Raw genomic sequence first — 14,896 nt, 5'->3', positions numbered from 1 at the left:
CCCACTGCATTAAAAAAGCCAGGGTTTCAATCCTGGCTTTTTTATTGTTGAAATTTAATTCGACAAAAATTAGAGCGGAGTTAAAGGGCGAACTTATCGCCCTTTTTTCATAGCCTGTTGCAACAAGGCCCCCATGCTGCCCATTGAGGCCGGTTTCTCGGCCGGCTGATGGCGCTGTTGGCGTTGGCCTTTGCGGGCTGGGCGGGCGTCACCGGCGCTGATTTTGGCTCCGGGTTCGTCGCTCATGCGCATTGAGAGGCCGATACGCTTGCGCGGCTCGTCCACCTCCATCACCTTCACCTTGACGATATCACCGGCTTTGACCACCTCCCGTGGATCTTTGACAAAGGTGTTGGAGAGGGCCGAGATATGCACCAAGCCATCCTGGTGAACGCCAATATCGACGAAGGCACCAAAGTTGGTAACGTTGGTGACTGTCCCCTCCAGCACCATGCCCGGCTCCAGGTCGGAGATCTTCTCCACCCCATCCTGGAAGCTGGCGGTTTTAAACTCAGGGCGCGGGTCGCGACCGGGTTTGTCGAGCTCCTTGATAATATCGACCACGGTGGGCAAGCCGAACTGCTCATCGATGTAGTCGTTGGCTTTGAGTGTATGCAGGAATTGGCTGTCACCAATCACCTGGGCCAACTGGCGCTGATGCTTGCTGGCGATCTTCTCTACCACGGAGTAGGACTCCGGGTGAACCGCGGATTTATCGAGTGGGTTGTCGCCATCGGCGATACGCAGGAAGCCCGCCGCCTGTTCAAAGGTTTTATCGCCAAAACGAGGTACCTTTTTCAGCTGCTCGCGGTTGTGGAAGGCACCGTGCTCATCGCGAAAACTGACGATATTGGCGGCCAGGCTTTGGCTCAGGCCGGAGACGCGGGCCAGCAGCGGCGCCGAGGCGGTATTCACCTCCACGCCCACGGCGTTTACACAGTCTTCCACCACGGCATCCAGAGACTTGGCCAGTTGCGGTTGCGAAACATCGTGCTGGTACTGGCCAACACCAATGGATTTGGGGTCGATCTTAACCAGCTCGGCCAGTGGGTCCTGCAGCCGGCGGGCAATGGAGATGGCGCCGCGGATGGTAACGTCCAGATCGGGAAACTCGCGGGCGGCAAATTCACTGGCAGAGTAGACCGAGGCGCCGGCCTCGTTAACCATCACCTTGCGTGCGGTCAGGTCGGGGTGGGCTTTTAGCACATCGCCCACAAAGCGGTCGGTCTCCCGGCTGGCGGTGCCGTTGCCGATGGCGATCAACTCGATGTTGTGTTTGCGACAGAGGCCAACCAGTACCGCCTCCGCCTCGCGTACCTTGTTTTGTGGTGGAGTAGGAAAGATGGCGCCGTGGTCCACCACCTTACCGGTGGCATCGATCACCGCTACCTTCACACCGGTGCGCAGGCCCGGGTCGAGGCCAATGGTGGCCTTGGCACCGGCCGGGGCGGCCAGTAACAGATCTTTCAGGTTGCTGGCAAAGACGTCGATGGCCTGGTGTTCTGCCTTCTCCCGCAGCTGGCCGACCAGATCGGTCTCCAAATGGGTGAGCAGTTTGATTTTCCAGGTCCATTTCACTACCTCCGCCAGCCAGTCATCACCGGCGCGGCCGCGATGGCTGATCTGCCAGTGGCTGGCCACCATGCCTTCGCAAGGGTGGCTGCTGCCTTCGCTCTCCGGGAAAGTGAGGGCTAGCGACAGAATACCTTCGTTGCGACCGCGCAGCATGGCCAGTGCCCGGTGGGAGGGCACGCTTTTCAACGGCTCATCGTGTTCAAAGTAGTCGCTAAACTTAGCCCCTTCCGACTCCTTGCCGGTGACCACCCGGGCACTCAGGTTGGCGTTGGCGGTAATGTAGTCGCGCAGCTCGGCCAACAGGTCGGCCGATTCACTGAAGCGCTCCATCAGGATGTACTTGGCGCCGTCGAGGGCATCTTTGCTGGTGGCGATTTTGTGTTCTTCGTTCAGGTAGGCCTGGGCTTCGGCCTCGGGGTTTAGGGTGGGGTCGGCCAGCAGGGCGTCGGCCAGGGGTTCCAGGCCTGCTTCGATGGCGATCTGCCCTTTGGTGCGGCGCTTGGGTTTGTAGGGCAGGTAGAGGTCTTCCAGGCGGTTCTTGGTGTCGGCCCCGAGGATATCCCGGCGCAACTCATCGGTCAGCTTGCCCTGCTCTTCGATGCTTTTCAGGATCACCAGGCGGCGGTCTTCCAGTTCTCGCAGATACCCCAAGCGCTCGTGCAGTGTGCGCAATTGGTTGTCATCCAGCCCACCGGTCACCTCTTTTCGGTAGCGGGCGATAAAGGGGACAGTGGCGCCTTCGTCAATGAGGGTGACGGTGGCTTCAATCTGTTTGGTCTGGACGTTAAGTTCATCGGCGATTTGCTGAAAGATGGATTGGGTCATTAAAGGCCTGCTAGTCGTTATCGTAGGAGTACAAAACGGGGGTTAGACGTTTTTCACGCCGCCTGCGTTCACAAAACCGTGTGCGGAAGCAGGCATTATGCGAAAAAAAAATTGAGATTAAAGTCTTGTTATCCATCAGCGAATGTGCCCTCGCTGCCAAATAAAAGCAGCGTGAAAAGTTGCCTGGCTGTCAGTTCAGGATTCTCCTTGCGACAAAATGGTATTTTTCGAATGACCTGTATCAACTTGTTGATTTTTAATGACATTTTATTCAGGGCTGTAGTCTATCGTTGGTTTGTGTGAGGGCAAAATAGCGGTGGGAGAACCACCGGCGGGTGCTCACAGATTAACCGACAGGAGCGCGCTGCTTTTGGCTCAATGGCCGGCCGGCGCGCTCTTCAACCTAGGGCCTGTTAACACTAATTTAGCACCTCTGTTGAGCTCATTTCAGGCTCAACCCTTCGGGCTGGGGCCAGTTTTTGGCCCAGCGTTGTTGCCAGCCGCTTATGTAGGCCCACTACATGGCACGTCTGGCGCCTAGCTGGACAAAAAACTGACCTCCAGCAGTGGTGCTAAATTAGTGTTAACAGGCCCTAGATGATTGCAAATTGGATGTTAAATGGAGTTAGTCGTCATGCGCTATTTGCTGCTGCCCTTTATATTGCTTGGCCCTAGCCTGTGTCAGGCACATGTGCGTTGGTTTGTGGGCAACCAACAGAATCTGGTCCCCTATAGCTGGTCCCTTCCCGAATATCTGCTGCTGGCCATCGCTATCTCGGCATGCTTGGTTGCCCTGGCGCTGTCGCGGGTCAGTATCAAACAGCTAACGGATAACCCCTTCTTCAATGCCTGGCCAATGCAACTGCAGTGGCGGATTCTGGCGATTGTGGTTGGGCTGTGGTTGTTGCTTAACGTCTATCACGGCGAGTTTATTGCTCCCAACCTGGAACCCAATGGCGCCTGGCAGTTTTCTCTGCTGTTACAGGCGGTGTGTGGTGTGGTGCTGCTGATCAGCCACCGGCTGGCCAGTGTCACCTTCTGCCTGTTTCTGCTGTTGCTGCAGTTGATGCTGAGTGTGGATAGCAGTCTCTGGATTGACTATGGCCTGGAGCTGGCCGGTTTTGCCTTGGCGCTGCATTTTTCCGCTCATGCAGAGCGCGCCGTCAAATACCTGCGCATTTGCCTTGGCCTGCAGTTGATTGTGCTGGCGGTGCACAACAAGTTGCTGAACCCGGGCATGGGGCTGGCCTTTCTGGCGCAGCACCCATGGAATTTCCTGCAGATGTCTGGCTTAACGCTGTTTGATGACGCCAGCTTTGTGGTGGGGATTGGCCTGGCCGAGGTTAGCCTGGGTATTTTATTGGTGCTCGGTATTGCCACCCGCTTGGTGGCGGCGCTGGTGATTGCCGTCTTTACCCTGACCGGTACCTTACTGGGTATTGGTGAGCTGATGGGGCATGTGCCCATTGTCGTCAGCTTTGTGCTGATCTTCTCCCTGGGCGCCGGCGAACGAAGCTTTGCGGAGTTAAACCCCAGTCTGTGGCGCAACTGGCGGGGCAATTTGAGCCCGAGTGTCAAATAACCCCGCCTTAAACCCCTCTGCGCTACCCGCTTCCTGGGGCTAGGACTTCAGGAAGCGATCTTCAAACCAGAACCAGATCCCCCAGTGGAAGTCCTTGATCAAATCGATGCCCAGGGCCGATTTGATCAGATAGAGCACGACAATCCCGACCAGGCCCAACACGACGATGGCGGTGATTAACAGCGAAATCAGTGTCTGCACCGCCATGCGCTGTTCGCGGCTCGACATAAAACGCCGGTTTCTACCTGCCAGAAAGACGAGATAGAAGCTCCAGGGCAGCAGCGGAATTTTAACGACTGGTCGAAAATCGATGGCGTGGTTGGAACTGCTGGCCAGTGCCTCGGCCAGTGCGGCGCGTTGTGGCTCGCTAAAACTCTCGGCCAGTTCGGGGGGAATCCGGGCGAATAGCCGCTCCAGCGGCTTGGATTGGGTTGTCGTTTCGCGCGAACGCATTCTGGCTCCTTGTTCTTGGTCGTGAATTCGCTTTCCTGTCGCAATCGACGGTGTAGTTGGCCATAATTTGGCATTTTTTGGCGCCACTGCCCACGGGTGTTCACCCGGGTGGATGGATTTGATGATGTTAGGTGGCTGAATTGGCAGATGTAGAACTCCTGCAGGAATTTATCGACCGCAATCGCAATTTATTAATCATTACCGGTGCCGGTTGCAGCACTCAGTCGGGTATTCCCGCCTACCGCGACCGCGAGGGGCGTTGGCTGGCGCGTGAGCCGATCAAACACCAGGCGTTTGTTGCCGACCTCACCACCCGCAAACGCTACTGGGCGCGCAGTATTGTTGGCTGGCAGATGATGCAGTCGGCTGAGCCCAATACCCTGCACAAGGTGCTGGTGGAGTGGGAGCGGCGCGGGCGGGTGGAGCTATTGGTTACCCAGAACGTCGATGGCCTGCACCGGCGAGCCGGTTCCAGCCGCTTGGTGGAGCTGCATGGGCGGGTGGATCAGGTGGTCTGTCTGCACTGCGGTTCCCAGTTCGAACGGGCGGCGGTGCAGCAGCTGCTGATTGAGCAGAACCCGGAGCTCTACCACCGCTTGCGCGCGGTGGCGGCCGAACCCCGGCCCGATGGTGACGCCGAATTTGGCGGCATCGACTTCCAGTCACTTCGCTGCCCACCCTGCAGCCACTGCGGCGGCGACCTGATGCCCGATGTGGTTTTCTTTGGCGGCAGTGTGCCCAAAGCGCGGGTTGAGTCGAGCCTGGCGGCTCTTGATCGCGCCGATGCGCTATTGGTGCTGGGCAGTTCGCTGATGGTCTATTCGGGGTTTCGCTTCTGTCGGCAGGCGGCGGAGCAGGGCAAGCCGATCGCCTTGGTCAATCAGGGGATAACTCGGGCCGACCCGCTGGCCTCATTAAAACTGGAGAGCGACTGCGTCAGCCTGGTTGAGCGGTTGGTGGTTGGCTAGCCGAGTGAATTAACCGCTGGCCTAAGCCGGTCAACGGTGACTGGTTTGGGAGGCGGTTACGGGTTCTAGGCGTATCACTTAGGCAATGACTTGTGGGTAGCTGGCGGTTAGCTGTGTTTGCCGGCCATGGTCTCGTAGCCCTGGTAGCCGCGGCGGCGCCAAAAGGATTCTGCAGTTGGATCGTTGCGCCAGGCCACCTGAAAACTTTTGGCGCCCAGGCTGCGCAGCCGGACTTCCGCCTCATCCACCAGCTGCGTGGCAAGCTGCTGACGGCGGGCATCGGGTTCCACCCACAGGTTGTAGAGTATCCCGACCGGGGTGTTGATCGACTCGTCCTTGTCGTAAATGTGGCCACACACACAAGCCACTGGCTGCTTCTCCCGCCAGGCCATCAAGGCGAAGCCGTGATCCATACTGGTCAGCTGCCGAGCCAGTTTTTGATAGAGCTTCTTCTTGCCGCTGGGAGATGAGCCGAAGGCTGTGGGTGGCAGGCTGTCGTCCAGTTTGGTCCAAAACTGAATTAACTGGCTGCGATCAGACGCAGTGGCTCTGGAGAGGGTAAATAGTGGCTTCAAGGTGTGTTGCAGTCGAGTGGTAGAAAATGACCGGCTGCGAGTTGAAAGTGGTTGAGCTCCGGGGAGCCCAACCACTACTGCATCAACCGAGTTTACTCAGCGCTGGGGCCGGCAGCGGCAATCTCTTCGCTAACTTCGAATTTAATGATGTTGGCGGCAAAGAGTTTGGCAAGCTTTTGGGCGGCTTCGTCATAGGCGCCGGCATCGCTCCAGGCTTTGCGTGGGTTCAGGTAGGAGGCATCGACACCGGGTACTGCTTGAGGGATATCCAGGTTCATGGCGTCGAGGTGCTCGGTGGCAACACCATCCAGGGCGCCGCTTTGGATGGCAGCAACTACAGCTCGGGTCACCGGAATCGGGAAGCGGGAACCGTCGCCGCCAGCGCCGCCGGAGCCACCGGTCCAACCGGTATTAACCAGGTAGACGCTGGCGCCAAAGTCCTGAATGCGCTTCATCAGCAGTTCGGCGTATTCGCGGGCCGGGCGAGGCATGAACGGCGCGCCGAAACAGGTGGAGAAGGTGGGGTTGATACCCGCTTCCGCACCCAGTTCCGTGGAGCCAACACGAGCGGTATAGCCCGACAGGAAGTGGTAGGCCGCGGCTTCCTTGTTGAGGATGGCAACCGGTGGCAGTACGCCGGTTACGTCACAGGTCAGGAAGATCACGTTTTTGGGCTCGCCGGCGCGGTTCTCTACCACGCGCATTTCAACGTGCTCCAGCGGGTAAGAGCAGCGGCCGTTTTCGGTCAGGCTGGTATCCGCGTAATCGGGTACACGAGTGTCCGGGTCGTGGATAACGTTCTCAACGATGGAGCCAAAGCGGATGGCATCCCAGATAACGGGCTCGTTCTTTTGACTCAGATCGATGGTTTTGGCGTAGCAACCGCCCTCCATATTAAATACGGTGCCCTTGGCCCAACCGTGCTCGTCGTCGCCAATCAGGTAGCGTTCCGGGTCGGCGGAGAGGGTGGTTTTACCGGTGCCGGAAAGGCCGAAGAAGAGGCAGGTGTCGCCATCTTTGCCGACGTTGGCCGAGCAGTGCATGGGCATAACGTCTTTCTCTGGCAGCAGGAAGTTCTGCACAGAGAACATCGATTTTTTCATCTCACCGGCGTACTTCATACCGGCAATCAGCACTTTGCGTTGGGCAAAGTTGATGCAGACAATACCATCGGAGTTGGTGCCATCGCGCTCGGGCAGACACTCGAAGTTGGCGGCATGCAGAATGCGCCACTCTTCTTTACCTTTGGGGTTGTAGTTGTCTGAGCGGATAAACATGTTCAGGGCAAACAGGCTGTGCCACGCGGTTTCGGTGGTCACCACAACGGGGATGTAGTAGTCGTTGTCTTGGGCGACATGCAGGTGCGAAACGAAGGTATCGTTTTGCACCAGATACTCTTCGACGCGATCCCAAAGCAGATCAAATTTGTCGGCGGGGAATGGGCGGTTGACGCCACCCCAGTCAATGGCTTCTGCGGTGGAAGGCTCTTCGACGATAAAGCGATCAGCTGGCGAACGTCCGGTTCGCGCTCCGGTTTCTGAAACAAAGGCTCCGGTGTGAGATAGGTAACCCTCGTTGCGACTCAATGCTTGTTCGATCAGCAATGGCGCAGTCAAATCCATGTGTTCGGTGGCCGTGGCTTCTTCTATCTGTGTCATTAGGCTAGTCCTGTGAGCTGCTAGTAGTGTGTGGCCGGGTCAAGTTAGTGGGCAATAAACTTACCTGGGCAATGGCCACAAGATCACCGGTAAGTACGTATATTTTGTTGGCGAGTCAGCCCTCCTGGCTGGCTCAACTTAGCTCGCGTGCTAGAGCGGGGCTCTATCAGATTGTGCGGGCTCAGCTGCTTTACTCTTGCCCTTCCTGTGGGATTGGGTTGAGGGCGCGAAGTATGACAGAAAACAGTGCATTAGGCGATCTTCACACCCGGTAATTTAGCCAACTTAGGGCTGTATTTTAGTCGTATTCTGTTGCGTGCTATCAATGCAGAGTGGGGTGGTTATCGGGAAATAGCTCGGATAAATCATCCATGTCAAATTGATAGCGTTGATGGCAGAACTGGCAATCAATAATAATTGTTGGGCTTTCCGCCAGCATGGTCATCACCTCGGTTTCTCCCAGCGCGCTCAATGCCTGGGCAGAGCGCTCACGGGAACAGCTGCATTGGAACGCAACCGGTGTGGCCGCGAGCAGGCGTATCGGGAATTCATTAAGCAATCTGTGCACCAGAGTTTGCGGCGCAAGCTCCAGGAGCTCTTCGGCCTTAACCGTAGAGACCAGATGCACGGCGGTCTGCCAGTGGTCTAGGTTCTCCTCTTCGGTGGCGACATTGCTTTTCGGTAGCGCCTGCAGCAGCAGGCCAGCGCAGCGCTGTTGGTTGCGGGCAAGCCAAATGCGGGTGCCAATCTGCTCGGATTGGGAAAAATAGTGTTCCAGGCAGGCGGCCAGGTTGGGTGCATCCAGGGGCACAATGCCCTGGTAACGTTCGCCTTTATCCGGATCGATAATCAGCGCCAGAATACCATCGTTGCCAACCAGTGCCTGCAGGTCGTTGGGCAGCGGGGTGGTTTCGTCCACCTCTTCATTGAGCCTGGCAATGGCCCGCACCTGCTGTTGGTGAGTGCACTCGGCCATAATCATCGACAGTGGGCCGGAGCCTCGCGCCTGCAGGGTTAATATGCCATCGAACTTGAGGGTTGCGGCGAGCAGGCTGACGGCACTGAGAAAATCACCCAGCAGCTGTTGAATGACGGTGGGAAGATCATTATTGCTAATGACCTGCTGATAGCTCTGTTCAAGCTGAACAAATTCGCCGCGGATATCGGCGTTGTCGAAGAGAAATCGGCACTGCTGGTCGGACATGGTGGTGTTCTGGTTCCGTTAACTTAGCGGTCAGGAGGGGCGAGAGGAGCCTGTGGGCTCGGCAAAGTGGCTATTGTACTCGATCTGGGCAGGCTGAGAAGCGCTGCCGGCGGCCGGGATTGCTGTAGCAACTGTTGTGCGGCCAATCGCTGTGCTCTATTCCCGGCCAAGGCACTACTGACAGTAGCGATCAATGGCCTGGCGCAGTTGGCCCTCGCGTTCGGCGCGCTCCTCTTCGGTAATCTCATAGGTGGAGCCATCCGGTCGCTCGAAATAGACCGGCCCGGAGATCTTGCGCAGGGAGTCACGGGCGATAGCGCACTGTTTCTGTTTGGCGGCACTGGCCTTTTGCGCCTCGCGTTCTTCAGATTCGCGCACTGCCCGCTCGGCTTCGGTTTCCGGCAGATCTCTGCCGCGCGCTTGTACCGGCTCGCTGGCGGTGACATTAATGGTGCCGAGGTCGTCACTGACATCGTCGGCCCGATTGGTTTCCGGCTTGCGGTCGCTGTAGTGCACCTTGCCGTTGTCATCCACCCAGCGATAGATCTGGGCGTTCAAATAACCTGGCATTGCGGCCAGTACCACCGCGCAGGTGGCAAGCATTGCTCTTACGTTCATAAATCCTGCTGCAGCTGTTTACTTTCGGTTTTGTCCTGCTCAAAGGGGGCGTCCGGAGCCATGGACGCGAAATGGTCATACAGGCCGCTCGACTGGCTGGCCGGCAGGCCGTAACGCTCCAGGATGGACGCTTCTGACTCCAGTGCCAGCGGGTGGTCCAGCACCATCTGATTGCCCTTGTCATCACTGAAGCGGATGAACTCACCCTGGTAGCCGTAGAGCATCTCGGCAAAGTGGCTGAAGTCCCGGATTGGCGTGCCGTTGACCTCGCTGATGATCCAGTTGCTCCAGTTGTGATAACCGAGGTTCACATCAGCGGCGAGCACCTTCAGTGCCACCACCAGTTCCCGTTGCTCGGGCTTGGCCCACTCGTTACGGGCATGCAGAAAATCGATCGGTGCCTGTCGCGGCCAGTCGTGGCCCCAACGTTTGATCAAGTTCATGTTGAGCGGCACAAACACCACACCACCGTAGACAATATAGCGGGGCTGCTGATCGTACTGCAGACCCTGCACCAGGGTGCGGCTGGTGTCGGCCTGGTCGGCGGTAATGGTGACGGTTAAGCGGTGCCCCGCCCGCGCCAGTTGCAGGCGCAGCGGGTCGCCCGGCTGCAGGTCATCGACGATGTATTTGTAGTCGGTGCGCAGATCCTCGGCCAGGCGGATGGTCTGGTCGTTGGCGATGGGGTGGTTGTTAATCGCCAGTAGGACGTCGTTCTCCTGGACCTGGCCAAAGGCGGAGCTGTCGGCAAACACCTTGGTGACCAACACCCCCTGTTCGCTATTTTCCAGGCCGTGTGCCCTTCGGCTGGCGGGGCTCTCCAGACTTTGGGTGCGAAAGCCGAGATCAGGCACGCCATTGAAGACGCCATCTTCGGCATCTTTAAGAACATGATTGATGATCGGCGGTGGCACGAAGTAGCCCTGGTTTTCGGCGTTGGCGCCGGCGTTGGCCTGCATAACGACACCGACGATCTTGTTGTCGACAATCACCGGGCCGCCGCTGTTGCCGGGGTTGATGGCGGCGTCTATCTGCCCGGCCAACAGATAGCTGCCGGCGTGGGCGTAGCGCTGATGCTCCACCCGGGAGAGCACACCGCGGGTGATGCTGAGGGTCTGACCGCCAAAGGGGAAGCCGAATACCGAGACCTCGGTCAAAGGCGCCGGCAGCTTGCCGATGGTCAGCGGCTTTAAACCATCGAAGAAGTGCTGATCATTCACCGCGACAATCGCCAGATCCGCCTCATGGGAGACAAACTCCACCGAGGCCAGGTACTTCTGCGGGTCATCGTGCTTCTGCACCTGCAGGTAACGGGCATCGGCCACCACATGGGCATTGGTAAGAATGCGATTGCCACTGATAACGGCACCGGAACCACTGGTCTGCTCCAGGTTCAGCAGGCGCCAGGGGGTGAAGTAATCGGGCGCGGCGCGGGTGGTGTAAATCTTTATCACCGCCTGCTTGAGGCGTAGCAGTTCGTTTGCATCACCGGCGGATACCAGGCTGCAGGTGCACAGCAGCACCAGGCTTATTAAGGGGGAGAGAAGCGAGGCAGGGAAGTCAGATTTCTGCATAGTCAGCCTGGTTCCGGTGCTGAGAGTTGGTCGAACGGTCCGGCGTATTACTCAAACCAGTTTAGCCAAGATTGATGGGGTGGGTCTTGGCTGGGACCATTTTGGCGCGAATCCCAGCTCAGCCCAGTCAGCTCTGCCCCAATCTGTGTGCCAGTACTCTTTTTTGCCCGGTTCGGCCTGTCCCAGTCTGCATCTGGTGGTTGGCGGCGTTGTCACTCCGGGTCTTTCAGCAGGTCGCGGAAGCGATGAATCAGCCGCCGCTCGCGTTTATTGGGCCGGTGATCAAAGTGGGCGTGGGCGGCGCCCGCCGCTTTGCGTTCGACGGCGGCCTGTTCCCGTCGCTGCTTGCTGGCGGGGGTCTCTTCATAGAGGGTTTGCGCCTCGGGGGCGCCCCGACGCTGATCCGAAAGCGCGACAATGGTGACCTCGGTTTTGTCGAAGCCGCGGGTAATGGTGAGGGTGAGACCGGGCGTTACATCTTTACTGGCTTTAACCCGTTGGCCATCACACTGGACCTTGCCGCCATCAATTGCCTGCTTGGCGAGGCTGCGCGTTTTAAAAAAGCGGGCCGCCCAGAGCCATTTATCAATGCGTACCTTATCCATCTGCCTTCGTGGTTGTGCTCTTCTGCTAACCAGTGCCCAAGCGCTGGAGCAGTTCTTGCGGGTTGAGAGAGACTGGAACTCAGCCTGCCTGTAGCCGGCCTGAGGGCGCGCGGCTGAGCTATATCGAGCCACTATGACAGCCGTCATTCACGGCGGCAAGCCTCTCGGACTTTTTGCTCTTATCCTGTGCAGCCGATTTCCGCTAGAATGGCGCCGCCTTAGATTGGCTCAGGAGATTCAAGGCTTGCGGATTGTACAGGTGTTGCCCGAACTGAATGCCGGTGGTGTTGAGCGCGGGACGGTTGAGTTTGCCCGTTTTCTGGTGGAGCAGGGTCACGAGTCGATTGTGATCTCGGCCGGTGGTCGACAGGTGGCGCTGCTTGAGCAGGAGGGGTCGCGCCATATTGCCTTTCCAGTGCACAAGAAGAGCCTCTGGTCGTTTACCAAGGTGCGCTCTTTACGCCGCCTGCTGGACAGCATCGACGCCGATATCGTCCACGTCCGTTCGCGCATGCCGGCCTGGTTGGTGTGGCTGGCCATCGGTCGGCGGCCAAGGGCCAGGCGGCCAGGATTGGTTTCCACCTTTCATGGGCTCTATTCGGTCAATGGCTACAGCGCCATTATGGGCTGTGGCGACCGGGTGATAGCGATCAGCGAGTGTGTGCGCGACTACATAGTGGGCAACTACCCGAAGGTCTCACCGGCTAAGATCACCCTGGTGCATCGCGGCGTCGATCGTCGGCTATTTCCGGCGGACTTCCAGGTGAATGCCGAGTGGCGAGAAGCATTTTTCAGCCAGTATCCGGAGCTGGCCAATAAGCCGCTACTGCTGATGCCCGGCCGGCTGAGCCGCTGGAAGGGGCAGACCGAATTTATTGATTTGATGGCGTCGTTGAAGGCAGACGGCATCGATTGCCACGGCCTGATTGTGGGGGGGCCAAGCCCCGGTAAAGAGGAGTATGAGCAGGAGCTCAAGCAGCGCGTGGCGGCCGAGGGGTTGAGCGAGATGATCACCTTTCTCGGGCACCGCAATGATATTGCCAACCTCTATGGCATCAGTCGGCTGGTGCTTAACCTGTCGCAACACCCCGAGCCCTTTGGTCGCACCGTGATCGAGGCGCTGGCGGTGGGCACCCCGGTGGTGGCTTTTAACAGCGGCGGGCCGGCGGAGTCGCTGGCAGCCTGTTTCCCTGAGGGGCTGGTGGCCGATGGTGATATGTCCACACTCAAAGCAAAGGTGACGGAGCTGCTGGCCTCAACACCGGCGGTGCAGCTGAGCGAGGAGTTCACCCTGGCGACCCAGGCGGGTAAAACGGTTCAAGTCTACCAGCAGGTGCTGGCCGGGCGCGGCGACGTGGTTTGAGCTAAGCGCGCCATCCGCTTATATTGGCGGCGCTTGCGAGCAGGAGGCTAGCCCCACGCCGCCCAATTTAATAGCTGTTCAATCGATATCCATGGGAATGGCGAACAGCCAAGAACCTAAAAGCAAAGAGCAAAGAGAAAGAAGATTACATGCGCATTCTCCACGTTGCACACCAGCAGTTGCGTAAATATGGGCACAATCGTGTCAGCTGGGCGCAAAAGCTCTATTTTGGCTTAATTCGCAGTGGTCACTGTGTGCAAGCCTTTAGCGACCGTGATGTGGCCGCCTTTGAGGCGCCGCTTGGAATTCGCGAGCTGGGCCGCAAAAAGGCCAATAAACGGCTGCTGCAAACCATTGAAGCGTTTGAGCCGGAGCTGATCATTGTCGGCCATTGCGACACTATCGATAACGCCACCCTGGAGGCGGCGCGCACGATTCGCCCAGGCGTGGTGATCACCGGCTGCAACAACGACCCGCTGTTTGTGCCGGACAACGTCGCCAAAATTGAGCAGCGGGTGCAGGTGGTGGACTCGATGTTCGTCTCCACCGGTGTGAGTGAACTGGCGCCCTTCACCAACGCCCGTGCCAAGCTGTGGCACATGCCCAACCCAGTCGACAGTTCCATCGAGACCTTCGACAGCTCCACCCACGATGAGCTGCCCATCGATCTGCTGTTTTGCAGCAAGGAGACCGCCTACACCCAGCGCGGCGAGCTGGTGGCCAAGCTGATGCACAATCTGCCCGAGGAGTTTGTCTTTAAAACCCCGGGCAGCTTTGGTGAGCCGGGCGTTTGGGGGCGCGACTACGACCGCACCTTGGCGGCCAGCAAAATGGGGTTAAACCTCAATCGCCAGGAGGGGCTCTATTGGTACTCTTCCGCGCGCATGGCGCAGCTGGTGGGCAACGGTCTACTGACCTTCACCCACAGCGGCGGCCGGTTTGACGAGTTATTGCCGCCGGAGACCCTGGTCTACTTTTCCGATGTGGATGAACTCGAGCAGCAGCTGCGCGACTTCTTCTACGACAACGCCAAGCGCCGTTACTGGGCTTCGCGGGCGCGGGAGTTTTTCCACAAAGAGATCAACGCCACGCTCTACGCCCAGTACATCGTCGAAGCCTCCATGGGGTTGCCCTTTTCACACGACTATGTTTGGCACCGATGACCATCGTTGACTTGGGGCCGTTGGACAACGCCTTTACCCAAGGTGGTAACCGTCTCTGTTTCTCTGATCCAAGAGATGCCGGGCGTTGCATTAAGGTGCTGCGCCCGGATCGCCTGCCGGCCATCAAGAGGGCCAAATATCGTTTCCCCCGCAATTTAAAACCACTGCACTATTTTGATGATAACTGGCAGGAGCTGCGTATCTATCAGCAGATCGAGCGCTTGGTGGGGGAGGCCGCTTTTCAATTGATTCCCCGCTGCTTTGGTATGGTCGATACCAACCATGGCCCAGGGCTGGTGAGTGAAATGATCACCGACAGCGATGGCCGGGTCTCGCTGTCGCTGAAGCAGTGTGTCTGGCAGCAGGGCCGGGAACCTAAACTGATGGCCGCCGTCCACGCTTTCATCAAACGGTGGGGGGAGCTGGGTATGCCCTCGCGCAATTTGTTGCTGCATAACATAGTCGTGCAGCAACAAACAGATGATCGCCTGCGTTTGGTGGTGATTGATGGGCTGGGCTGGCCGGATCTGCTGCCTCTGGCCAACTGGCTGCCGAGCCTGGCTCGGGCCAAGGCTCAGCGTAAGGCCGAGCGGCTGCTGGCGGCGATTGATAACCTTATCAATAACCAGAAAACCGGAAAGAGTTGGGGTTACCACGGTTGGCTGGAGGATGATCAGCGACAGCTGAGTAAGGCATCCGCCAGGCAGTCAGAAAATTAATGATTTACAGGATA

At 58.1% G+C, this 14,896-nt stretch carries 13 protein-coding genes; 5 read left to right on the top strand and 8 right to left on the bottom strand.

The features are described 5' to 3' along the window. Window positions 1-93 precede the first annotated feature (93 nt). Entirely contained in the window at window positions 94-2,400 is a 2,307-nt protein-coding gene (locus SBL51_RS05970; RefSeq protein ID WP_317929982.1) for a Tex family protein, read from the bottom strand. Window positions 2,401-3,019: 619 nt separating this feature from the next. On the opposite strand from SBL51_RS05970, the gene SBL51_RS05965 reads away from it, so the two are divergent. Next, window positions 3,020-3,982, top strand: a complete 963-nt coding sequence (locus SBL51_RS05965; RefSeq protein ID WP_317929981.1) for a DoxX family membrane protein — start codon at window positions 3,020-3,022, stop codon at window positions 3,980-3,982. 39 nt (window positions 3,983-4,021) lie between these two features. Here SBL51_RS05965 and SBL51_RS05960 read toward each other — a convergent pair whose 3' ends face one another. Continuing rightward, window positions 4,022-4,435, bottom strand: a complete 414-nt coding sequence (locus SBL51_RS05960) for a hypothetical protein (protein WP_317929980.1) — start codon at window positions 4,433-4,435, stop codon at window positions 4,022-4,024. 140 nt (window positions 4,436-4,575) lie between these two features. Here SBL51_RS05960 and SBL51_RS05955 point away from each other — a divergent pair, with 140 nt between their 5' ends. Beyond that, complete coding sequence (locus SBL51_RS05955; RefSeq protein WP_317929979.1) at window positions 4,576-5,403, top strand: NAD-dependent protein deacetylase; 828 nt, start codon at window positions 4,576-4,578, stop codon at window positions 5,401-5,403. A 107-nt stretch (window positions 5,404-5,510) separates the two neighbouring features. Here SBL51_RS05955 and SBL51_RS05950 read toward each other — a convergent pair whose 3' ends face one another. The 6 genes from SBL51_RS05950 to SBL51_RS05925 all read right to left on the bottom strand — a co-directional run bounded on the left by SBL51_RS05950 (window position 5,511) and on the right by SBL51_RS05925 (window position 11,637). Further along, the gene (locus SBL51_RS05950) at window positions 5,511-5,978 is read right to left on the bottom strand and encodes a GNAT family N-acetyltransferase (RefSeq protein WP_317929978.1); all 468 of its coding nucleotides are present in this window, start codon (window positions 5,976-5,978) and stop codon (window positions 5,511-5,513) included. Window positions 5,979-6,070: 92 nt separating this feature from the next. Then, on the bottom strand, window positions 6,071-7,636 hold the full coding sequence (locus SBL51_RS05945) for a phosphoenolpyruvate carboxykinase (RefSeq protein WP_317929977.1): 1,566 nt from the start codon (window positions 7,634-7,636) through the stop codon (window positions 6,071-6,073). A gap of 322 nt (window positions 7,637-7,958) precedes the next feature. Continuing rightward, on the bottom strand, window positions 7,959-8,840 hold the full coding sequence (gene hslO / locus SBL51_RS05940) for an Hsp33 family molecular chaperone HslO (protein ID WP_317929976.1): 882 nt from the start codon (window positions 8,838-8,840) through the stop codon (window positions 7,959-7,961). Between the two features lie 174 nt (window positions 8,841-9,014). Beyond that, entirely contained in the window at window positions 9,015-9,458 is a 444-nt protein-coding gene (locus SBL51_RS05935; protein WP_317929975.1) for a DUF4124 domain-containing protein, read from the bottom strand. Next, window positions 9,455-11,032, bottom strand: coding sequence for a serine protease (locus SBL51_RS05930; protein ID WP_317929974.1), 1,578 nt, complete (start codon window positions 11,030-11,032; stop codon window positions 9,455-9,457). The genes SBL51_RS05935 and SBL51_RS05930 overlap by 4 nt, the downstream gene beginning before the upstream one ends. A 212-nt stretch (window positions 11,033-11,244) precedes the next feature. Next, entirely contained in the window at window positions 11,245-11,637 is a 393-nt protein-coding gene (locus tag SBL51_RS05925; RefSeq protein ID WP_317929973.1) for an RNA-binding S4 domain-containing protein, read from the bottom strand. 244 nt (window positions 11,638-11,881) lie between these two features. On the opposite strand from SBL51_RS05925, the gene SBL51_RS05920 reads away from it, so the two are divergent. The 3 genes from SBL51_RS05920 (at window position 11,882) to SBL51_RS05910 (ending at window position 14,882) form a co-directional block, all read left to right on the top strand. Then, window positions 11,882-13,000, top strand: a complete 1,119-nt coding sequence (locus SBL51_RS05920; protein ID WP_317929972.1) for a glycosyltransferase family 4 protein — start codon at window positions 11,882-11,884, stop codon at window positions 12,998-13,000. Between the two features lie 149 nt (window positions 13,001-13,149). Beyond that, complete coding sequence (locus tag SBL51_RS05915) at window positions 13,150-14,163, top strand: glycosyltransferase (protein ID WP_317929971.1); 1,014 nt, start codon at window positions 13,150-13,152, stop codon at window positions 14,161-14,163. Next, window positions 14,160-14,882, top strand: a complete 723-nt coding sequence (locus tag SBL51_RS05910) for a YrbL family protein (protein ID WP_317929970.1) — start codon at window positions 14,160-14,162, stop codon at window positions 14,880-14,882. The genes SBL51_RS05915 and SBL51_RS05910 overlap by 4 nt, the downstream gene beginning before the upstream one ends. Window positions 14,883-14,896: the final 14 nt, after the last annotated feature.

It is taken from the genome of Halioxenophilus sp. WMMB6 (assembly GCF_033283405.1).
Taxonomy (GTDB): Bacteria; Pseudomonadota; Gammaproteobacteria; order Pseudomonadales; family Cellvibrionaceae; genus Halioxenophilus.
Note: the sequence above shows the minus strand (reverse complement) of the source record. Positions and strands in the feature narration are given on the sequence as shown.